The organism is Amycolatopsis sp. NPDC088138, assembly GCF_044741685.1.
Taxonomy (GTDB): Bacteria; Actinomycetota; Actinomycetes; order Mycobacteriales; family Pseudonocardiaceae; genus Amycolatopsis.
The window spans coordinates 133,595-153,333 of record NZ_JBIUTB010000003.1; the positions used below are offsets into that span (position 1 = coordinate 133,595).

The following is a 19,739-nucleotide window of genomic DNA, read 5'->3' on the forward strand; positions in this document are numbered from 1 at the left end:
GGGAGGAAGAGCATGACGGAGATGACGCGGTTGCAGCAACGAGGGGTGCGCTTGCCCCGGACGGAGCGCCGGGCCCAGCTCCTCGCCGCGGCGCAGCGGGTCTTCGCCGAGAACGGCTACCACGCCGCCGCCATGGATGAGATCGCCGAGGTCGCGGGCGTCAGCAAGCCGGTGCTCTACCAGCACTTCCCCGGCAAGCTCGACCTGTACATCGCGCTGCTCGAAAGCCACGTCGACGAGCTGGTCAAGCGCGTGCAGAACGCGCTGGACTCGACGACGGAGAACAAGCAGCGCGTCCCGGCCACGGTCGGCGCGTTCTTCGACTTCGTCAGCAACGACGCGGGCGCGTTCCGCATGGTGTTCGAGTCCGACCTGCGCGGCGAGCCGGCGGTCCAGGAAGCGGTGGACCGCGCGACCTCGGCGAGCGTGGACGCGATCACGGACACGATCACGGCGGACGCCGGCCTCGACGAGGACAAGGCGCGGCTGCTGGCGGTCGGGCTGGTCGGGATGAGCCAGGTCAGCGCCCGGTTCTGGCTGCAGCACCACCAGTCGATGAGCCGCGAGGAAGCGGTCGCCCTGACGGCGAACCTGGCCTGGCGCGGCATCGGCGGCGGTTTCCCGCTCAAGGACTCCTGAAACTCGCTGTCAAAAGCGGCACTTTCACGTGAAAGTGCCGCTTTTGGCAGTGGCTGTCAGTTCGAGACGGCCGTGCGGACCAGGGCCGAAATGCGGCGGGCCACCTCGTAGGGGCGTTCCTGCGGCAGCATGTGCCCGGCGCCCGGGTAGCGGACGAACTCCGCGTGCGGCAGCTCGTCCGCGATCACCTTCGCGTGCGCCAGCGGGCAGAGCCGGTCCTTCTCCCCCGCCAGCACCACCGACGGGACGTCGCAGAGCGCGCCCAGGCCGCCGATGCCGCGGTGCGACGCGATGGCGTCCAGGAACAGCCCGGCGCTCGCCGGGTGCGCGCACAGCAGCTGCTCGACGACGCTGTCCACCTGCGCGCGGCCCGGCCGGTCGCCGAAAACCAGGCGGCGTGACCCGGACCGGACCATCCCCGGCCGCAGGCGCAGCGTGTCCGACCGCAGGCCCGCCAACAGCTTCGCCAGCCGCGGCTCGAACCGCGTGACGCCCCGGCCGACCAGGCCCGGGAAGCCGAGCGTCAGCCGGTCCATGTCGCCCGACGACGTCGCGACGAACGCCGCTCCCGCGAGCCGCGATGCGACGAGCGACGGGTGCCGTTCGGCGAGCACCATCAGCGTCATGCCGCCCATCGAGTGACCGGCGAGCACGAGCGGCCCGTTCGGGACGCGGTCGGCGATCAGCTCGGCCAGGTCGTCGGCGAGCCGGGCGATCGACGCCGAGCCGGGACGCGCGTGCGCCGAGCCGCCGTGGCCGCGCAGGTCGTAACGCAGCACCCGCACTCCCGGGTCCAGGTGCGGCAGCACGAAGTCCCACGTCCGGTGGTCCTGCGTCCAGCCGTGCACCAGGACCAGCGTCACGGCCGAGTCGGCGGGCCCGGACTCGGCGACGTGCAACGCGGCGCCGTCACTCGCGACGAACCGGTGCGCGATCGACGGGTCGCGCAGCCGCGACGCGGTGGTCACCGGCCCGCCGGGAGCAGGAAGGACTTGCGCCAGAAGAACTTCCCGGGCAGCCCGACCAGACCGGACTCCTCGAGGAACGGCATGATCTTCTCCCCGGCCCAGGCGATCGTGCCCTGCCAGTGCGGGTTGTTCAGCGCCGCTTCGACGCCGTCGCGCGGCCGGATGCCGACCGCCTTGTAGACGTTCGGGTTGATGAACGCCCGCGTCACGAAGTACGAGATGAGCGCGATGATGAACTGCTGGTAGGCGATCTCGGCCTTGGACAGCTTCGCCATCCCGCGCGTGACCTCTTCGCGGGCGAAGGTGACGTGCCGCGCCTCCTCCAGCACGTGGATCCGGTTGACCATCCGGACCAGCGGCTGGACGCCGTCGTCGTTCATCTGCTCGCGCTGCAGCCGGTCGAGCACCTCCTCGGCGACCAGGATCGCGCCGTAGCGCGCCGGGCCGTAGGAGATCGACGGCATCAGCTTCGCGAGCTTCCGCAGCCACGGCACCGGGCCGTAGGCGGGGCAGCCGATCCGCGACGCCATCCGCGCGAACATCGTCGAGTGCCGGCATTCGTCGGCGATCTCGGTGAGCGCGAACTGCGCGTGCGCGGACGTCGGGTCCTGCTCGTAGACCTCCTTGAGCAGCATCTGCATCAGGAGGATCTCGAACCACAGTCCCGTCGTGGCCACGCTGGCGACCTCGTGTTTCCCGAGCTCGATGCGCTGCTCGGGCGTCAGCTTGTCCCACAGCGGAGTGCCGTAGAGCGACGATCGCTCGTCGAGGATGAACCGCTTGCCCTCGACCAGCGGCGCGGTCCAGTCGATGTCGACGTCGGGGTCGTAGAACTTGTTCGCCGACGACTTGAGCAGGCGCTCCGCGGTCTTTTCGCGATCCGGTTCCTTCAGCGTCCGCGTCATTGCCGACAACCCCTTCCGAAACATGTAACTTGCGGTAACAGTTACCTTTGGTAGCATCCCTCTCGTGATCGAACGTGTCAAGCGCTCCGGCAAGCAGTCCAAGCCCTCGTCGCGCGACGGCGAGGTGACCGGCGACGCCCGCCGCGACCGCTGGCGCAAGCACCGGATCGCGCGGCGCAAGGAGTTCGTCGAGGCCGCCCTGCGCGCGCTCGACACGCACGGCCCGGACCTCGGCATGGAGGACGTCGCCGCCGAGGCCGGCGTCACGAAACCCGTGCTGTACCGGCACTTCGACGACAAGGCCGACCTCTACGTCGCCCTCGGCCAGCGCGGCACGGAGATCCTCTTCGAGCGGCTGATCCCGGCGATCAACGCCGAACTGGCGCCGGTGCCGCGGATCCGGATGGCGCTCGACGCGTTCTTCACCGTGATCGAGGAGCACCCGAACCTCTACCGGCTGCTCGCGCACGGCCGCCCGGAGAAGCCGGTCAGCTCGGACGTCGTGGCCGAGGACAAGGAACTGATCGCGACGGCGCTGACCGCGCTGCTCGGCGACTACATGCGGATGTTCAACATGGACTCCGGCGCGGCCGAGCCGTGGGCGCACGGCATCGTCGGCATGGTCCAGAACACCGGCGAATGGTGGCTGGACCGCCGCTCGATGGGCCGCGACGCCGTCGTCGAGTACCTCACGCAGATCATCTGGGCGGCCATCGACGGGCTGACCCGCCAGAACGGCGTGGTCATCGACCCGAACCTGCCGCTGGAGGCGAACAAGGTGGTCCAGCTGGGCCGCACGGACCCCGTGGAGGAAACGTCATGAGCGACCACGACGAAGACGGCTACAGCGGCGAAGCGACCCTGGTGGTCGACGGCGTCTCGCTGACGGCCCAGGTGGAGCTGCGCGGCTACTTCCAGCCGATCGACGGCTTCTACCGCTGGTACGGCCGGGTGGCGGTGCACGAAGAGCTGGCCCGCCTGGCGGGCGGCAAGAAAAAGGCGGTCGAGATCCGCACGGGCTCGCACTCGGCGACGGGCGAGCTGTCCGACCCGGACCCGTGGGGCCGTTACCGCATCATGGGCTCGAGCACCCCGCCGTTCCACGTGCCGACAACGCTGGAAGAGCTCAACGCCTAGCAGTCCGTGAAGGCCACTTTCCGGGACTCTACGTCCCTCAAGGTGGCCTTCACGTCTTTCGCGACCGCCCGCGACGACGCCGGCCCCGGAAGGCGTCGCCGCGGGCGGTGCGGCAGGAACCGGCTCGGCGACCCGCGCGGTGGCCGTGCCGGGATTGGCTCAGTTGACGACGCGCGGTGCCGGCAGGTCGCGGCCCGGCAGCCAGCCGTTGGCGATGTCCGTGGCGCGCCAGCCACGCACGCTCAGGCGGACGGCCGCGACCGGGGCGTCCAGGAACGGCGCCGCCTCCGGGACCTTCGCCACCAGCTGCTCGCGCACCCGCGTGTCCTGCTCGCCCGCCACGATCTCCGCCAGCGCCTGCGCCTGGAGGAACGGCTGCATCGGCGAACCGGTCGACACGACCAGGGAGACCACCGGGTTCTCCTGGATCGCCGCGAGCGTCCGGCCGCGCCGCTCCAGCACCAGGTTCAGCGTGAACGGGTCGCTCTCGGCGAAGTACACGCCGCCGACCCAGGACCCGTCGCTGCCCGAGGTGGCGAGGAACAGCGACTTGTGCGTCGACAGGGTGTTCCGCACGAGATCCGCCACGGCGGTGGTCGTGGGTTCGACAGTGGTCATCTACCGCTCCGAGAGAGTGCCCGTCCGGGCCCCGCGGCGCCGGATCGCCAGCCGAAGTTAGAGGGCGAAACCCCGACACACCAACAAGAACTCACCGATCCGGTGAACCTAGGGCAGAACCCGGTCCGGCCACCGCGAGAGCCGCGCCATCGCCCATTCGAGCGGGCCGCGCCCGATCCGGCGACGCCAGGCCACCGAGGCGATGAGCGCGACCGCCGAGAAGGCCACGAAGTGGGTGAAGGCGAACACGTCCGAGCCGTCGCCGTCGCTGTCCCAGATGAGCCGGATCGCCACGAAGTGCAGCGCGTACGCGGAAAGCGCGCGACCGCCGAGATCCGCCAGCGGGCTCAGGAACCGCGTCGGCAGCAGCAGGCACCCGCCGATCACCGACGCCGCGATGCCGATCGACACCAGCAGGTCGAACGGCGTGCACGACGCGCCGCTCGGCAGCAGCTCCCACGCCCAGGTCGTGGTCGGCGGGGTGCCGTGGATCCACGACTCGTCGAGGTGCAGCAGCGTTTCCGGGCTCATCACGTACCTCGCCGCGGCCGGCTCCAGCGAGCGGTGGACGGCTTCCAGGCCACCGAAGACGCGCGTCGCAAGCCACGAGACGCCGTACGCGCCGAGAGCCAGCGCCGCGCCGCCGAAGCACAGCGCGCGGGCGACCACCGGGGAGCGCAGGTCGAGACGCCCGATCGCCATCCCGGCGAACAGGTACGCCATCAGCGTGGCCGCCGGGAACGTCCCGGTCAGCAGCAGCACGCCGGCCGCGCGGCCGAGGCCGTGCCAGGTCGCGAAGTCGGCCCACGCGACGTCCGGCGCCTCGACGACCAGGTCGCGCGGCGCGAAGACGGACCGCAGCGCGAAGGACACCAGCGGCATCACCACGGCCGTGACCAGGGCGGCGACGGCGAGCGTCCGCGCCCGGCAGCGCAGCCACGGGATCGCGAGCAGGAAACAGGCGCCGTAGTAGGCGAGGATGACCATGTAGCCGGTGCCGAGCCCGCTGAGCAGGAGCCCCAGCGCGACCAGCAGCGGGGCCCGGGTCGCCAGCCGGAGCGCGACGCGCGTGCGGGCGCGGCCCCGCTGGGGGCGCCGCCCGCCGGACATCAGCGCGATCGAGACTCCGGCGAGCACCGCGAAGAGTGCGGCGGAATGGCCCTCGAAGGGCTTGAACCAGACGGCGCCGCCGCCGTCCAGGGGGTTCGGCCCGACGTGCACGGCGTACATGCCGAGGACCGCGACCCCGCGGGCCACGTCGACCCCGGTGAGGCGGACGGCCGGTCCGCTCCGGGGAGCGAGACCGGCCGTGGCCTGGTGTTCGCGGCTCCGAACCGGAGCCGTTGGTACCGCGTGGACGCCGTCCACCCCATCTCTCGATCAGCCCTTCCGAACCCTGCCGGGGCACGGTGACGGATGGGGCTGAGAGCGAGCTGAGACCGGACGGTTACCGCGGTGTGACGTCAGTCGCCGACGCCGAAGCCGACCTTGCGGGTGTCGGACGGCGCGATCTCGACGTAGGCGATGCGGTCGGAGGGCACGATGTACTTGCGGCCCTTCTCGTCGCTGAGGCGGAAGAGCCCGTCACCGGCCGTCAGGGCCTCGGCGACCAGCTTCTCCACCTCGTCGGGAGACTGGCCACTGGACACCACCAGCTCGCGCGGGGTGTCCTTGATGCCGATCTTGACCTCCACGTGGGACCTCCGCTGGAAATTCGAAAGGGATGTGCTCGGCAAGGCTAACCGAACCGGGTCGTTGCGGTGCCGCATGTCCGCGCCCGGCCACTTCGTCGTGTCCTGGTACTCCATCGGGATCAGCCCAGGCCGAGCGCCTGCATGCGCTTCGTGTGCCCCTGTTGCAACCGCCGGAACAGTGCCGCAATTCCGGAGAGGTCGCCCGATCCGCCGATGATCAGCTCGGCCAGGCCGTCGCGCTCGGCGACGACGTACTGGGCCTGCGTGAGGGCTTCGCCGAGCAGGCGGCGCCCCCACAGTGCGAGCTTGTCGCGGGTCTTGGGGTCGGCTTCGATCCCGGCAGCCACCTCGCGCTCGGCGAAGGCGGAGTGCCCGGTGTCGGCCAGCACGGTGAGCACCAGGTCCTTGGTCTCGGGGTCCAGCCAGCTGGCCATCTCCCGGTAGAGGTCGGCGGCGAGCCCGTCGCCGACGTAGGCCTTGACCAGCGATTCCAGCCACGACTTCGGCGGGGTGGAGGCGTGCCAGTCGTCGATGTGCTTCGGGAACGGCGCCATCGCGTCCTCGATCGCGACGCCGTGCGCGGCGAGGTGCGCGGACAACAGCCCGTAGTGACCGATCTCGGCGGCCGCCATGGCCGCCAGCGCGGCCCGCCCGGCCAGAGTGGGCGCGCTGCGCGCGTCCTCCGCCAGCCGGTCGAACGCGGACAGCTCGAGGTAGGCGATCACACCCAGAAGGTCGACGACGCCTTCGGTGATCTCTTTCGGGTCGGTCACGGCAGCAGGGTATCGCCGAAGCACCCGGGCGTGTCGGGACGAGACCGATCCCACTGCCTCCGGCGTGCCGGGTACTGTCGAAAAACTGCTGACCAGGTACACTGCCTTTGACACAGAGCTTCCGTACGCCATACCGGCGTCGGGAAACAGGCTGGCCAGGAGGCTGGCCGACGTACTGCAATGTGCGTGCACGCCTCTTCCGGCATTCCCGGGACGGACCGGTTCCGCGCTTCACATCAGCGCTGGGAACCAGGGTTTACTCCCGGTCGAGTGTCGAAACGGGACTCAGGGTTGTGCGCGCTGGTCACGAGAGAGGCGATCACCCTGACCGCAGAAAACCCCACAACCGAACAGAACTCCCCCGCCGTCGCGCTGGAACACAGCGAGACCGGCCCGGCCGCGCTCGACACCTCGCACCCGCTGCAGGCGGGCGTCGAGGTCGAGCCCGAGGCCCCGACCTTCGCGTCGTTCGGCGTCAAGCCGGAGATCATCAAGGCCCTCGCCGAAGTCGGCATCGAGCGGACCTTCGCGATCCAGGAACTCACCCTGCCGCTGGCGATGGCCGGCGACGACCTCATCGGCCAGGCCCGCACCGGCATGGGCAAGACGCTGGGCTTCGGCGTCCCGCTGCTGCACCGCGTCGAGGTGCCGGGCGACGGCACCCCGCAGGTGCTCGTCGTGGTCCCGACCCGCGAGCTGTGCATCCAGGTCGCCAACGACCTCAAGGGCGCCGGCAAGCACCTCGGCATCCGCACGCTGGCCATCTACGGCGGCCGCCCCTACGAGCCGCAGATCGAGGCGCTCCGCAAGGGCATCGACGTCGTGATCGGCACCCCGGGCCGTCTCCTCGACCTCGCCGAGCAGCAGCACCTGGTGCTCGGCAAGGTCCGCGGCCTGGTCCTCGACGAGGCCGACGAGATGCTCGACCTGGGCTTCCTGCCCGACATCGAGCGCATCCTGCGGATGGTCCCGGACGAGCGCCAGACGATGCTGTTCTCGGCCACCATGCCGGGGCCGATCATCACGCTGGCCCGCACGTTCCTGAACCAGCCGACGCACATCCGCGCCGAGGAAAACGACGCGAGCGCGATCCACGAGCGCACCACGCAGTTCGTCTACCGCGCGCACTCGATGGACAAGCCCGAGGTCATCGCCCGCATCCTGCAGGCGGCCGACCGCGGCCTCACGATGATCTTCAGCCGCACCAAGCGCACCGCGCAGAAGGTGGCCGACGACCTGGTCGAGCGCGGGTTCGCCGCGGCGGCCGTGCACGGTGACCTGGGCCAGGGCGCCCGCGAGCAGGCCCTGCGCGCGTTCCGTTCCGGCAAGGTCGACGTGCTGGTCGCGACCGACGTCGCCGCCCGCGGCATCGACATCGACGACGTCACGCACGTGATCAACTACCAGTGCCCGGACGACGAGAAGACCTACGTCCACCGCATCGGCCGCACCGGCCGCGCGGGCCGCACCGGTGTCGCCGTCACGCTCGTCGACTGGGACGAGATGCCGCGCTGGAAGCTCATCTCGGACACCCTGGGCCTCGACAAGCCGGAGCCGGTGGAGACGTACTCGTCTTCGAAGCACCTGTACGAGGACCTGGGCATCCCGGAGGGCACCACCGGCCGGCTGCCGCTGGCCAAGCGCACCCGTGCGGGCCTGGGCGCCGAGGTCGAAGAGGACCTGGGCGGCAAGCGCCGTGGCCGTGGTGCCCAGGGCCGTGGCAACACCTCGGCCGGCGGTCCCGAGTCGCCGTCGGCGTCGTCGGAGGAAGCGCCGCGCAAGCGCAACCGCACCCCCCGCAAGCGGACCCGCGGTGCCGCGCGGGCGGGCGAGACGAGCGAAGCCACCGACAACGCGGCCGCCGCACCGTCCGAGGACGGCGCTGCCGAAGGCCGCACCCGGACCCGCCGCCGCACCCGCGGCACGGCTCCGGAAACGGCCGGCTCGGTGGAGAAGGAGTCCGGCGAGAACGCCGAACGCCCCGCTCGGCGGCGCCGCCGTCGCCGTCCGGCCGCGACTTCTGATACACCTGCGTCGGCAGACTGAGGCTTTAGCGCGGGGAGCGGGTAAGTGAGCGACGAGGACAAGGCTGCTTCTCCCTTGCCCGAAGAAGAGCCGGAGCAGCCTTCGGAGGCTGCTTACGGCTCCGAAGACGTCCTCGACGACGTCGAACCCGCTCCGCCCGAGCCGCGGGTCAAGGCACGTCGTTCGCCTTGGAACCGCGGCCGGGACCGGGTCCTCGCCGCGGTGATCGCGGTGCTCGTCGTCGCGGTCGCGCTGGTCATCGGCACGACCAGCGACAGCGCGGCGACCGACCGGACCGAGGCGGACCCGCCGCCGCCGCTGCCCGCGGCGCCGAACGCGGTGCCCGGCTCGCTGGCCGAGATCTGGAGCGCCCGCAGCGGCGCGACGCCGGTCCCGGTGTCCACCGGCGATTCCGTGGTCACGGCGGACGGCGGCGAGGTCGCCTCGCGCGACCCGCTGACCGGGCAGATCCGCTGGCACTACACGCGTGACCTGCCCCTGTGCACGATGAACGAGACGTGGGGACGGGTCAACGCCGTCTACCACAAGACCGAGAACTGCAGCGAGGTCACGCAGCTCGACCCTGGCACCGGCCGGATCACCGCCCAGCGCAACGGCAACGCCGAGCTGGGCACCCAGCTCGTCAGCGACGGCTCGCACGTGACCACCACCGGCAAGAAGCTGCTCGACACCTGGCGCGACGACCTGGTGCAGAGCGCCGAGTACGGCCAGGTCCCGGCGCTGGTCAACGCGGGCAAGCAGCCGCGCACCGGCTGCACGTACGGCACGGTCGCGGCGGCGTCGGGCAAGGTCGGCGTCATCGAGCACTGCCCGGGTGACCCGGCGGACCGCCTGACCGTCTACAAGGCGGCGCCGGAGAAGGACGACGAGCCCCAGGTGGCGTTCAGCTCGGTGCTGGCGGGCAAGCGGGCGCGCGTGATCGCGATGTCGGGCGACCTGGCGGCGGTGGTCCTGCCGGACCAGAAGCTCCTGGTGGTCTTCAACGGCGACGGTTCCCAGCGCGCGGCCTACCCCCTGGACGTCCCGGCGGCCGACCTGGCCGCCGACCCCCCGGGCGGCACCGAGGCGACCACCCAGACCGCGGGGGGCGTGTACTGGTTCAGCGGCTCGAAGGTGGTGGCGATGTCCCGCGACGACCTCTCGCCGCGCTGGACGCTGAGCAGCGCGATGGGCCCGGGCGTGACGTTCGCGAGCCAGCTGGTGGTCCCGATCAAGGGCGGCCTGGCGGTGCTGAACGAAACCGACGGCTCCACGATCCGCACAGTGGGCGTCGACCGCCGCGGCTACACGGGCCCGGTCCGGCTGGGCACGGCAGGCCCAGTCCTGCTGGAGCAGCGCGGCAACACCCTCACAGCCCTGAAGTAACCCCGCCCCGAGCCGACCCTCCAGACACGCGAGCCGACTCCCCAGACACGCGAGTTGGCTCCCCAATCACGCGAGTCGACCCGCCAGACACGCGAGTCGACCCGCCAATCACGCGAGTCGACTCCCCAGTCACGCGAGATGCCTCTCCAGGCACACGAGATGCCCGCCTGATCACGGGAGATGCCTTTCCAGTCACGCGAGATACCCCTGATCACCCGTGATGCCGCCGGATCAGGCGGATTCCGCGGGATCAGGCACGGAACTCGCGTAGCTGGTCACGCGGGTTGCGGGTGGGGTCCCGTCAGGTGAGCCAGAAGAGAGTCAAGGCGGAGACCACGAATAGGACCACCGCGATCCCCGCGCCGGCGGCGGGAAGGCCGTTGCGACGGTCGGCGACTCGCTGGGCCAGCAACGCCAGCACCGCGGCGACCGGGTGACCGATCAGCAGCACCGGACCGGGGCCGGGGGCGTCGGTGTACAGGCAGACTCCCGCGACCACCAGCACTCCGATGGCCAGAACGGTGAGGCCCGCGGCCAGCGAGCCGGTGAAGCCGCGCCACCAGCGGCCGCCCTGCTTGGCCGGTCTGGCTGCGGCTTGCTCGACGGTGTCCGGCGAAGAGTCTTCGTCGGCTGCGGCAGCTCGCTCCTCCGAACCAGCTGCGCTGGGCTCCGCCGGGTCTGTGAGGGCACCTTTCTGCGCTGTCTCAGCGGCGGACGCTGCCGGGTCGATGACCGAGTGCGGCGCTGTCTCAGCCGCGGACGCTACCGGGTCGATGACCTGGTGGGGCGCTGTCTCAGCGGCGGACGCCGCCGGGTCGATGACCGAATGCGGCGCCGTCTCCGCGGCGGCTGCCGCCGGGTCGATGACCTGGTGGGGCGCCGTCTCAGCCGCGGACGCCGCCGGGTCGACGACCGGCCGGGGCGGCTTCTCCGTGTCGGGCGCCGGTGTTGGCAGGGGGACCGTTGCCAGTTCCTCGGTGTCCGGTGAGGCCACTTTCTCTCCTGTTCAGGGCGCGAGCAGGTCCCACGGCTGCATCTGCGGGGCCGCTTCCTGACCCACCGCGCAGCTCGGCCTGAAGTCGCACCAGGCGCAACGCCGGTCCGGGCGGGCCGGGAACACCACGTCCTCGTCGCCGCCCGCGTCCAGGGTATCCGTGGCCAGCCTCAGGTCCCCGGCGGTCTCTTCGGCGCGTTGCAGGTGCCGCTGCAGGCTCTCCGGCGTGTGCTCGGCCGCCGCGATCGTGCCGGTCGGGAGGTGGTGCAGCTCGACCGTGGTGCACGGCGTGCGCAGCGTCCGCGACGACGCCACCGCGTACAGCGCCAGCGCCTGCGACGCCCGCGCCTCGAACTCGTCCGGCGCGCGGCGGCCCGTTTTGTAGTCGACGATCACCAGCTCGCCGTCACGCTGGTCGATGCGGTCCGTGCGGCCTTCGATGATCATCGACGGCCGCTCCCCCGGTGTCGCGCTGACCGGCGCCGACACCCAGCGCTCCAGCCCGACCGGGTCGTGGGTGACGTCGTTGTCCTCGACGTACTCCGCCACCCAGCCCTTCGCCCGCGCCCGGTAGCGCGCGGCCTGCTCGGTGTCCTCGAAACCGGCGTCCTTCCAGTGCTCGGCGACGAGCGCGACGGCCCGCTGCGGCACCCGTTTGGCCGCCGGCAGGTCGAACAGCGCCCGCAACGCGTTGTGCACCACCGCGCCGAGCGTGCTGTGCGCCCACGGGCCGGTGCGCTGCGGGGTCGGCCGCGTCAGGTACGACAAGCGGTACCGGCGCGGGCAGTCGTCGAAGGTGGCCAGCCGCGCCGGCGACACCTTCGTCAGCCGCACCGGTTGCGCGACACCGAAATCGAAGCCCATCTGCTCCTTCACGGTTCCCCACGCTACGCACCACCACCGACACTTTCCGCGCCGGACCCGCACAACGCCGTGAGGGGCACCTTCAGGGACACCACGTCCCTGAAGGTGCCCCTCACGGCTTTCGGGCTACCGGACCACCAGCACCGTGTGGGTGCCGCCGCCGACGGACAGCGGCCCGGCCGTCCGGATCACCCGGCCGTCGAGGAGCACCAGGTGCCCGGCCGGCACCGCCAGCGAGCCGGACGTCCCGCGCGGCGCCGTCACCGTCAGCGAGAACACCGGACCGACCTGGGTCCACGACGCCGACAGCGCACCCTTCGGCGTCGGTACCGCGCCGCGCGCCCAGGCGACCGTGCCCGGCTTCGGCGCGACCTGCCACGTCGCGAAGCCCGGTGAGGTCGGCGAGACGCCCAGCAGCTCGTTCGTCAGCGCCGGCACGACGCCGGTGGACCAGCCGTGCGCCGCCGACGTGTAGCCCTGCTCGTAGTGCGAACCGCCGTCGCCGATGCCCTCCCAGTCCGTGATGCCCGGGTCGTGGCTGGTCATCCAGCCGTACATCCGCTTGATCTGGTCGATCGCGGACGCCGCCTGGCCGGTCTGGAACCGCGCCACCAGCTCCGGGTACGACGTGAACGCGTAGACGCGCTTGGTGCCGTCCGAGACCAGCGTGTCGTTGTCCATGAACGGGTTCCCGTACGGCAACGCCCCGGCCGCCAGCCTCGCCAGCGCAGTGGACGACTGCGCCGGCGACGCAATGCCCGCGACGATCGCCTGGCTGTTGCCGTCCTGGCCGTGCCGCACCGCGCCCGTGGCCGAGTCGAGGTACGCCCCCGCCGCCGGGTCCCACAGGTACTGGTTCACCGCCGCCGCGACGCCAGATGCGCGCGAAAGCCACCGATCCGCGTCGGCCGCGTGCCCGGTCGCGCGGGCCATCCCCGCCGCACCCTGCAACGCCCGGACGTACAACGCGTTGTAGTACGTCACTTCGCCGGTCCGCGGGAGGAACGCGTAGTCGCCGTAACCGCCGGTTCCGTTGAGCCCCTTCGAAAGCAGCCCGTGCTCGTCGGTGACCGACGGGTACCACGCGTCGAGCGTCTTCACGAGGTTCGCGTAGTACGAGGACGCGTACCCGGTGTCGCCCGTGTAGAGCACGTAGTCCCAGCTCGCGGTCACCCACCAGAGCGGGTAGTCGAACAGCGGGAGCGTGTAGTCGTTGATCGACGCGGGCGGGATCCAGCCGTCCGCGCGCTGGTGGTCGGCCAGGTCGGCGAGCACGTTGCGCGCCGCCGTGCCGTCCTGGTGCGTCAGGTACTCGGTCAGCCCGGAGATCGCTACGTCGCCGACGTACGGGTCCCGGTCGCGCTTCGCGCCGTCGTGCAGCACGACCTTCCCGTCGAGCGACGGCGAGAACGCGCCGCGAGGGTCCACATCGGACTCGCGGAACGTGTCCATGCCCAGCTCGTTGGTGTAGGAAGCGTTGTACCAGTAGCGGTTCAGCGCGTCGTCGGACGATTCGAACCAGCCGCGGTAGGTGCTCGGCGTGCCGAGGAACGGCGTGAAGTCGAGCGAAACGCCGTTGATCCGCACCTCGCCGGACGCCTGGGTCAGCGGCGCGTCCGACGCGAGCGCGTCGAGGCTGATCCGCAGGTAGCGGAAGCCGCGCAGGCCGTCCGCGCACACCTGCGTGCCGCTCTGGCAGCCCTTCGTGTCACGCCAGACGGTCGGCGTCACCGGCACGGCGATCTGGTCGCTGCCCGGCCCGCCGGAGAAGTCCGACCGCGAGAAGTCGGAGCGTTCGCCGAGGTACTGCTGGGTTTCCGAGGTCGACACGCGGATGCCGGGGTGGTTCGCCGACGCGCCCGCGAAGGAGATCTTCGGGTACCCCGAAACGACCTTGCCGAAGTCGAGCACCGCGACCGGCGTCGGCGGGTCGGCGACCAGGCCCGGCCACACCTCGGTGACCCGGCTGAACTCGCCCGACGGCGTCGCCTGGTCCTTCGTCACGGTGATCCGGACCTGCGTGGTCGTCACCGCGCGGTCGAACGCCACCGTGCGCTGCACGTCGGTGTTGCCGGTGACGGTGGCCGCGGTGCGCCACGCGCCGCCGTCCAGCACCTCGACCGTGTAGTCCTGCGGCACACCGTCCACACTGGACAGCACGGTGACACCGGGGAGCGCGACGGGCGCGCCCGAGGTGATGGTCAGGACGTCCGGGTAGCCGCCGATCGTGTCGTCGTTCCAGAACGTGCCGGTGTTGCCGTCGACGGCGTTGCCGGGGTCGTACGTGCGCGGCTGGCCGTTGCCGCCGTTGTTCGGGGCGTGGAACGACGACGCGGCCGCGGTCGTCCCGCCCGGCCAGGCCGGCTTCGGCGGCGGCGCCTGGCGCTTGAGCGTCGTGACGCCGCGGCCGAGCAGGCCGTTCGGGTTGGTGACGTCGCCGGTGGTGGACAGCACGCGCACCGGCCGGACGTCCCGGCTCGCCGGCGCGACGACGTACTTCTGCCAGCCCGGCGCGGCGACGGCGGGTGCGGCGGGCACCGCGGCCACCCCGCTCGCCACCAGCACCGTGACCGGCAGGAAAACTCTGAGCCACTTCATCGAGGCCTCCGCAGGCGTTTGAATCGTTTCAACCGCTGAGTTGAGATTCAGGCTGCGGGAGGCGTGCCAACGATGTCAACGCGCGGGCCGGATCCTGTCCGGCAGGACAACCCGAGTGGCGGGGGTCAGTTGCCGCCGGCGATGAAGCCGCGCACGGAGTTCGCGACGAGCTCGACGGCAATGGCCGCGAGGAGCAGGCCGGCCACCTTGGCCAGCAGCGTGATGCCACTTTCCTTGATCAGCCGGATGACGACGCCCGAGTAGCGCATGCAGATGTAGATGACGAAGTGGGTCATGACGATCGCCAGCGCCAGCGCGATGTACGCGCCGATGTGGCCGTCGGCCTGCCGGACGAACACGATGGTCGCGGCGATCGCGCCCGGCCCGGCCAGCAGCGGCGTGCCGAGCGGCACCAGCGCGACGTTGACGTCGTCGGCGGCCGCCTCGGGCTCGTGACCGCTGCCGGTCAGCAGCTGCAGCGCGATGAGCAGGAGCAGCAGGCCGCCCGCGCCCTGCAGCGCCGGGATGCCGATGCCGAGGTAGGCCAGGATCGCCTGGCCGGCGACGGCGAAGAGGCTGATCACGAGCAGTGACACCAGGACGGCCTGCCGGGCGGCGCGGGCGCGCGTCGCGAGCGGCTTGCGGCCGACCAGGCTGAGGAACACCGGCACCGTGCCGGGCGGGTCCATGATGACGACCAGGGTGATGGTCGCGCTCATGAAGAGCTTGGCGTCGAAGAAGTCGGCGATCGCCATTTCAGCCCTTCACGACCTGGAAACCGGTCGCGCGCGCCATGAGCTCGTCCAGCTGCCCCGGGTCGGTGGTGCATTCGCCGAGGGCGATGGTCTTGTTCGTGCCGTGGTAGTCACTCGAGCCGGTGACCAGCAGGCCGAGCTCGCCGGCGAGCGCGCGGGTGCGGGCGCGCGTGGCCGGGTCGTGGTTCGGGTGGTCGGCCTCGACGCCGGTGAGCCCGTGCACGGCCAGCCCGGCGAGGGTGTCCTCGCTGATCGTGGCGCCGCGGCTGAAGGCGAAGGGGTGCGCGATGACCGTGACCCCGCCGGCCGCGGCGATCATGTCGATGGCCTCTTCGACCGGGGTGTCGCGGCGGGCGACGTAGTACCCGCGGCGGGGGTTCAGGTAGTCGGCGAAGGCCTCGTCGACGGACTTGACCAGCCCGGCCCGGACCAGCGCCTGGGCCAGGTGCGGGCGTCCGGGCGGCGAGTCCTCGGGCAGCAGGCCGAAGATCTCGTCGGCGTCGACCGGCAGGCCGTCGGCGGCCATCCGCTCGGCCATCTTGCGCAGCCGGGTGCGGCGTTCGACCCGCAGGCGGGTCTGCTCGGTGACGACGGCCTCGGAGGTCGGGTCGAAGAGGTAGGCCAGCAGGTGGACGCTGATCTGGCGGCCGGTCTCGGGGTTGATCGAGACGGTGGACAGCTCGGCGCCGGGCACCAGCGTCAGGCCCGGTGGGATTGCCGCGGTGGCCGGAGCCCAGCCCGCGGTGGTGTCGTGGTCGGTGATCGCGACGACGTCGAGCCCGGCTCTCGCGGCCGCGGCGACGAGCCCGGCCGGCGAGTCGGTGCCGTCGGAAGCGGTGGAATGGGCGTGCAGGTCGATGCGCATCGGGTCCATTGTCGACGATGCGCTGCGTCACACCCGCGCCGGGACCCGGCCGGCGCGCGTCAGCCGACGGGCTTCTTGCCCCGGGCGGCCCGCTGGGCCTTGATCATCGAGAAGCGCTCGGCCTGCTTCTGCTTGTCGCCGAAGACCAGCTCGGAGATCGTGTCGTAGAACTCCTCCGGCCGCGGCAGGAAGTCGATCTTGTTGAGCGCCTGGATCTGACCGGCGGACTCGACCACCATCGTGCCGTAGCCCATCATGCGGCCGGTCGCGGTGCGGACGTAACTGAGGTCGGTGACCTTGCTGATCGGCATCATCAGCACCTTGGTCGTGAACACCCCGGTGGTCATGACGAACCGCTTGTCGGTGACCACCAGCCGCTCGACCCACCACTCCATCACCACGTAGGCGAACCGCAGCACCACGATCAGCGCCACGTACCAGAGGATGTTCTGGCCGATGTAGAGCGCCGGTGGCAGCAGGTAGGACACCAGGACGCAGATGGCGAGCAGAGCCGCCGCCTCGAAGGTGTCCCACAGCAGCACCGCCCAGTGGCGGCGGATCCGGATGACCCGCCGCTCGGTGTCGAGGAGGTACTCGTCGGGGTCGCGTGGCGCGAACATGGTTCGAGGGTAGCCCCCTATCAGCCCTTGAACACGTTGCTGACGAAGGTGATCACCGATTCGGCCGAGCTGCGCAGGAAGTCGACGATGTTGCCGACAAGGCCCGCGGCCTGACCGGGCTGGGCAATGACGAAGAACAGCACCAACGCGATACCGGCGAGGCCCGCAATCTTCTTCACGTTCACCGCGATCAAATCCCGTCTCTTACGGTGACACCGGACAAGAGGTAAATCCTGACTTTTTACGTTGTACCGCACTGAAGGGGCGCGAGGGAGGAAAGTCCCGCGCTTGGGTCAGTACGCGGTCCAGAGTGTACCGCACGGCTACTCTCCGTGTACAGGACATCGGTTTTCAAGTCGGTCACGTCTACCCTTCGGGACATGGAGGGCTCCATCGACACCACCGTCCGCTGCGTCGGCGGGATCGCGTACGACGACCAGGGCCGATTACTGCTCATCCGGCGGGCCAATGACCCCGGTTCGGGTCAATGGTCGCTGCCGGGCGGACGAGTCGAACCCGGCGAATCGGACGAAACGGCCGTGATCCGCGAGATGCGGGAGGAAACGGGCCTCGACGTGATTCCGGGCACAGTGATCGGCACGGTGACCCGCGGCCGCTACGAAATCCACGACTACGCCTGCCGCGTCACGGGTGGCGTGCTCACCGCGGGTGACGACGCCACGGACGCCCGCTGGTCCGATGCGGCAGACCTTTCGGACATGGACACAACCGGCCGGCTCGTTGATCTCCTGTACGTGACGCTGCGCGACTGGAACGCCCTGCCGCGGGCCTGAGCCCGCGGCATCGGGGTGGTTTCGGGGGCTTCCAGGCGGTGTCCTGCAAGTCTGCTCGATGGGCTTCGTGATCCAGGTGGTTCCTGACGGTGCGGGCGGAGCGCCCTCGTACCGGGTCCCGCCCGTGCTGTCAGGGGCCGCCTGGGCGCGAAGACCGCGAGCTTGACTTGCAGGACACCGCCTAAACCGGCAGCCAGGTCATCCGCTGCCCGTGGGGCGCCGTGCGGGCCAGTGCGTGCGCCTCCGGCTTCCCGTCGTCCCAGCGGACCACGCCCAGCGTCGCCAGGCCGTCGCCGACCAGGTCGGCGCGGCCGGGCAGCACGTCCTCGAGCGCCGCGCCGTAGAACTCCTCCGAGACCCACCACACCGGCCGCGAGGCCGCCAGCGCCGCCAGCGCCTCGACGAACGCCGCGCGCCGGCCGTCCCCGAAGTAGGCCAGGACGTGGCTCGTCAGCACGACCAGGGGCGTCTCGGACGGCAGCGTCGCGGCCGCCGCGGCCAGGTCGTCCACGCCGTCCCCGGTGATCAGCGACGGCCGGTGCTTGGCCTGCTCGGCCGCCGCCGTGCGCAGCAGCCGGATGCGGTCCGGCTGGTCGGCCCAGACGCACGCCTCCAGCCAGGCCAGCTCGTCCTCGTCCGAGACGTCGACCGGGGACCGGTCCAGCCCGGCGCGCGCGACCACCGCGAGCTTCTTCGGCAGCTTGGGCGCCACCGCGCCCGGGGCCAGGTCGAGCGCGCAGTGCAGGCCGACCGCGGCCTTGGCCGGGCCCGCCGTCAGCTGCTCGCCGCCGTCGCACTGGTAGCGGTAGCCGAAGCGGTCGAGGCCGAGCAGCAGGCCGGCGCTGCAGCCGACCTCCAGGAGCGAGACCTTCCCGCCCGCTTCCTTCGCCGCCCGGGCGACGGCCGGGTACAGCAGCGCGGCGCGGCGGACCTCGTTCGTCTGGGTGTAGCGCGACGCGATCAGCGCGCGGGCCTTCTCCGCCCGTTCCAGCAGGAACGACCGGAACAGCGGCCAGGTTTCCGAGTCGACGCCGTCGAAACCGCCCAGCGACGGGTAGTACCGCGACAGCGGGTGGATCGGGTCGGCCTGGACGAGCCGGTGCGCGGTCGCCATCAGCAGCGTCGCGCGCACCTCACCGTCGCGGGCGGCGCTCAGCAGCCCCGCGACGTCGTCGTCCTCGGCCGCCTGCGTCGCGAGGTGGTCGTACAGCGGCGAAACCCCGCGCGCCTCGACTTCCGCGAACGTGCGCAATACGCCCTTGATCCGGTCCAAGTCCATCAGCGCGTCCCGATCACTCGTGCGGGGTCGGCCGGCCCGGCTGCTCCCCGCCCCGAGTCTCCCCGTAGGAGCGCTTCGGGACCATCACCTTCCGCCGGAAGGTGCACACGATCAGGCCGTCCTGCTTGTACCCGCGGGTCTCGACGTACACGACACCACGGTCGTCCTTCGACTTCGACGGCGTCTTGTCCAGCACCTCGGTCTCGCCGTAGATGGTGTCGCCGTGGAAGGTCGGCTTGACGTGCTTGAGGGACTCGACCTCGAGGTTCGCGATCGCCTTGCCCGACACGTCCGGCACGGACATGCCCAGCAGCAGCGAGTAGACGTAGTTCCCGACGACGACGTTCTTGCCGAAGTCGGTCGTCTCTTCGGCGTAGTGCGCGTCGAGGTGCAGCGGGTGGTGGTTCATGGTGATCAGGCAGAACAGGTGGTCGTCGTACTCGGTGACCGTTTTGCCCGGCCAGTGCTTGTAGACCGCACCGACCTCGAACTCCTCGTAGTACCGCCCGAACTGCACTCGTCTCTCCTGTTCCGCGTAACACCGCGTGAGCCTGGTACGACACGCATTCGTAGTGAGGAGTACCCTCAACCATTGGTTGTCGCTCGTCAACGCGAGCCCCACCACTCTGTACCCCGGCCGAAGGAGGTGAGGAACTCGATGAGTAGTGGCGATAGTCCGCTCCCTAGTAGTCCCAGCGTTCCCACCTCACCCGCCGGCCGGCTCATCTCTCGGTAGGCCCCTTCCCGGGAACGCTGGTGTCGCCGGGCGGACGCGTTCCGCCCCTGGTCAGTCGTCTCGCACGACCACGCACGACGCCCAGGAGA

At 70.9% G+C, this 19,739-nt stretch carries 21 protein-coding genes; 6 read left to right on the forward strand and 15 right to left on the reverse strand.

Features of this window, described 5'->3' with window-relative positions; all coding sequences use genetic code 11:
* The first annotated feature begins 12 nt into the window (after positions 1 to 12).
* On the forward strand, positions 13 to 639 hold the full coding sequence (locus tag ACIOD2_RS15495; protein ID WP_323334475.1) for a TetR/AcrR family transcriptional regulator: 627 nt from the start codon (positions 13 to 15) through the stop codon (positions 637 to 639).
* Positions 640 to 695: 56 nt separating this feature from the next.
* Here the strand turns inward: ACIOD2_RS15495 and ACIOD2_RS15500 are convergent, their stop codons facing one another.
* Positions 696 to 1,607: an alpha/beta fold hydrolase gene (locus tag ACIOD2_RS15500; RefSeq protein WP_400538285.1), complete on the reverse strand. Its 912-nt coding sequence runs from the start codon at positions 1,605 to 1,607 to the stop codon at positions 696 to 698.
* Positions 1,604 to 2,512, reverse strand: a complete 909-nt coding sequence (locus ACIOD2_RS15505; protein ID WP_400538287.1) for a diiron oxygenase — start codon at positions 2,510 to 2,512, stop codon at positions 1,604 to 1,606. Before ACIOD2_RS15505 ends, ACIOD2_RS15500 begins: the two co-directional genes overlap by 4 nt.
* A gap of 55 nt (positions 2,513 to 2,567) precedes the next feature.
* Here ACIOD2_RS15505 and ACIOD2_RS15510 point away from each other — a divergent pair, with 55 nt between their 5' ends.
* Together ACIOD2_RS15510 and ACIOD2_RS15515 are read left to right on the forward strand one after the other, a co-directional pair.
* On the forward strand, positions 2,568 to 3,335 hold the full coding sequence (locus tag ACIOD2_RS15510; protein WP_400540345.1) for a TetR/AcrR family transcriptional regulator: 768 nt from the start codon (positions 2,568 to 2,570) through the stop codon (positions 3,333 to 3,335).
* On the forward strand, positions 3,332 to 3,649 hold the full coding sequence (locus tag ACIOD2_RS15515; protein WP_400538289.1) for a DUF4873 domain-containing protein: 318 nt from the start codon (positions 3,332 to 3,334) through the stop codon (positions 3,647 to 3,649). The genes ACIOD2_RS15510 and ACIOD2_RS15515 overlap by 4 nt, the downstream gene beginning before the upstream one ends.
* A gap of 159 nt (positions 3,650 to 3,808) precedes the next feature.
* Here ACIOD2_RS15515 and ACIOD2_RS15520 read toward each other — a convergent pair whose 3' ends face one another.
* The 4 genes from ACIOD2_RS15520 to ACIOD2_RS15535 form a co-directional block, all read right to left on the reverse strand.
* A complete protein-coding gene (locus ACIOD2_RS15520; protein WP_400538291.1) occupies positions 3,809 to 4,267 on the reverse strand; it encodes a pyridoxamine 5'-phosphate oxidase family protein in 459 nt (152 codons plus the stop codon).
* A 108-nt stretch (positions 4,268 to 4,375) separates the two neighbouring features.
* A complete protein-coding gene (locus ACIOD2_RS15525) occupies positions 4,376 to 5,635 on the reverse strand; it encodes a DUF418 domain-containing protein (protein WP_400538293.1) in 1,260 nt (419 codons plus the stop codon).
* A gap of 95 nt (positions 5,636 to 5,730) precedes the next feature.
* Positions 5,731 to 5,961: a DUF3107 domain-containing protein gene (locus tag ACIOD2_RS15530; RefSeq protein WP_247063962.1), complete on the reverse strand. Its 231-nt coding sequence runs from the start codon at positions 5,959 to 5,961 to the stop codon at positions 5,731 to 5,733.
* 119 nt (positions 5,962 to 6,080) lie between these two features.
* Positions 6,081 to 6,734 carry a ferritin-like fold-containing protein gene (locus ACIOD2_RS15535; protein ID WP_328444836.1) on the reverse strand — a complete coding sequence of 218 codons (654 nt, stop codon included), beginning with the start codon at positions 6,732 to 6,734 and terminating at the stop codon, positions 6,081 to 6,083.
* 420 nt (positions 6,735 to 7,154) lie between these two features.
* On the opposite strand from ACIOD2_RS15535, the gene ACIOD2_RS15540 reads away from it, so the two are divergent.
* On the forward strand, positions 7,155 to 8,780 hold the full coding sequence (locus ACIOD2_RS15540; protein WP_400540347.1) for a DEAD/DEAH box helicase: 1,626 nt from the start codon (positions 7,155 to 7,157) through the stop codon (positions 8,778 to 8,780).
* Positions 8,781 to 8,804: 24 nt separating this feature from the next.
* A complete protein-coding gene (locus ACIOD2_RS15545; RefSeq protein ID WP_400538296.1) occupies positions 8,805 to 10,145 on the forward strand; it encodes a hypothetical protein in 1,341 nt (446 codons plus the stop codon).
* Positions 10,146 to 10,446: 301 nt separating this feature from the next.
* Here the strand turns inward: ACIOD2_RS15545 and ACIOD2_RS15550 are convergent, their stop codons facing one another.
* The 7 genes from ACIOD2_RS15550 to ACIOD2_RS15580 all read right to left on the reverse strand — a co-directional run bounded on the left by ACIOD2_RS15550 (position 10,447) and on the right by ACIOD2_RS15580 (position 17,026).
* Positions 10,447 to 11,139 carry a hypothetical protein gene (locus ACIOD2_RS15550; protein WP_400538298.1) on the reverse strand — a complete coding sequence of 231 codons (693 nt, stop codon included), beginning with the start codon at positions 11,137 to 11,139 and terminating at the stop codon, positions 10,447 to 10,449.
* A gap of 12 nt (positions 11,140 to 11,151) precedes the next feature.
* Positions 11,152 to 12,003 carry a RecB family exonuclease gene (locus ACIOD2_RS15555; RefSeq protein WP_400540349.1) on the reverse strand — a complete coding sequence of 284 codons (852 nt, stop codon included), beginning with the start codon at positions 12,001 to 12,003 and terminating at the stop codon, positions 11,152 to 11,154.
* 126 nt (positions 12,004 to 12,129) lie between these two features.
* On the reverse strand, positions 12,130 to 14,601 hold the full coding sequence (locus tag ACIOD2_RS15560) for an alpha-L-rhamnosidase C-terminal domain-containing protein (RefSeq protein ID WP_400538301.1): 2,472 nt from the start codon (positions 14,599 to 14,601) through the stop codon (positions 12,130 to 12,132).
* Between the two features lie 125 nt (positions 14,602 to 14,726).
* Positions 14,727 to 15,356: a MarC family protein gene (locus tag ACIOD2_RS15565; protein ID WP_400538303.1), complete on the reverse strand. Its 630-nt coding sequence runs from the start codon at positions 15,354 to 15,356 to the stop codon at positions 14,727 to 14,729.
* A gap of 1 nt (position 15,357) precedes the next feature.
* On the reverse strand, positions 15,358 to 16,221 hold the full coding sequence (locus tag ACIOD2_RS15570; protein ID WP_400538305.1) for a PHP domain-containing protein: 864 nt from the start codon (positions 16,219 to 16,221) through the stop codon (positions 15,358 to 15,360).
* 59 nt (positions 16,222 to 16,280) lie between these two features.
* Entirely contained in the window at positions 16,281 to 16,841 is a 561-nt protein-coding gene (locus ACIOD2_RS15575; protein ID WP_247014507.1) for a PH domain-containing protein, read from the reverse strand.
* A 20-nt stretch (positions 16,842 to 16,861) separates the two neighbouring features.
* Positions 16,862 to 17,026, reverse strand: coding sequence for a hypothetical protein (locus ACIOD2_RS15580; RefSeq protein ID WP_167379843.1), 165 nt, complete (start codon positions 17,024 to 17,026; stop codon positions 16,862 to 16,864).
* Positions 17,027 to 17,221: 195 nt separating this feature from the next.
* On the opposite strand from ACIOD2_RS15580, the gene ACIOD2_RS15585 reads away from it, so the two are divergent.
* A complete protein-coding gene (locus tag ACIOD2_RS15585) occupies positions 17,222 to 17,635 on the forward strand; it encodes an NUDIX hydrolase (protein WP_400538308.1) in 414 nt (137 codons plus the stop codon).
* A gap of 181 nt (positions 17,636 to 17,816) precedes the next feature.
* Here the strand turns inward: ACIOD2_RS15585 and ACIOD2_RS15590 are convergent, their stop codons facing one another.
* Both ACIOD2_RS15590 and ACIOD2_RS15595 read right to left on the reverse strand, forming a co-directional pair.
* Positions 17,817 to 18,914 carry a DUF2332 domain-containing protein gene (locus ACIOD2_RS15590; RefSeq protein WP_400538310.1) on the reverse strand — a complete coding sequence of 366 codons (1,098 nt, stop codon included), beginning with the start codon at positions 18,912 to 18,914 and terminating at the stop codon, positions 17,817 to 17,819.
* A 13-nt stretch (positions 18,915 to 18,927) separates the two neighbouring features.
* Entirely contained in the window at positions 18,928 to 19,431 is a 504-nt protein-coding gene (locus tag ACIOD2_RS15595) for a MaoC family dehydratase (protein WP_323334499.1), read from the reverse strand.
* Positions 19,432 to 19,739 lie beyond the last annotated feature (308 nt).

What these genes read in the sequence shown, in the direction of transcription:
- ACIOD2_RS15565 (WP_400538303.1), bottom strand. Translation starts at nt 15,356, where the DNA reads ATGGCGATCGCCGACTTCTTCGACGCCAAGCTCTTCATGAGCGCGACC.
- ACIOD2_RS15575 (WP_247014507.1), bottom strand. Translation starts at nt 16,841, where the DNA reads ATGTTCGCGCCACGCGACCCCGACGAGTACCTCCTCGACACCGAGCGG.
- ACIOD2_RS15560 (WP_400538301.1), bottom strand. Translation starts at nt 14,601, where the DNA reads ATGAAGTGGCTCAGAGTTTTCCTGCCGGTCACGGTGCTGGTGGCGAGC.
- ACIOD2_RS15555 (WP_400540349.1), bottom strand. Translation starts at nt 12,003, where the DNA reads ATGGGCTTCGATTTCGGTGTCGCGCAACCGGTGCGGCTGACGAAGGTG.
- ACIOD2_RS15590 (WP_400538310.1), bottom strand. Translation starts at nt 18,914, where the DNA reads ATGGACTTGGACCGGATCAAGGGCGTATTGCGCACGTTCGCGGAAGTC.
- ACIOD2_RS15570 (WP_400538305.1), bottom strand. Translation starts at nt 16,221, where the DNA reads ATGCGCATCGACCTGCACGCCCATTCCACCGCTTCCGACGGCACCGAC.
- ACIOD2_RS15515 (WP_400538289.1), top strand. Translation starts at nt 3,332, where the DNA reads ATGAGCGACCACGACGAAGACGGCTACAGCGGCGAAGCGACCCTGGTG.
- ACIOD2_RS15585 (WP_400538308.1), top strand. Translation starts at nt 17,222, where the DNA reads ATGGAGGGCTCCATCGACACCACCGTCCGCTGCGTCGGCGGGATCGCG.
- ACIOD2_RS15505 (WP_400538287.1), bottom strand. Translation starts at nt 2,512, where the DNA reads ATGACGCGGACGCTGAAGGAACCGGATCGCGAAAAGACCGCGGAGCGC.
- ACIOD2_RS15495 (WP_323334475.1), top strand. Translation starts at nt 13, where the DNA reads ATGACGGAGATGACGCGGTTGCAGCAACGAGGGGTGCGCTTGCCCCGG.
- ACIOD2_RS15520 (WP_400538291.1), bottom strand. Translation starts at nt 4,267, where the DNA reads ATGACCACTGTCGAACCCACGACCACCGCCGTGGCGGATCTCGTGCGG.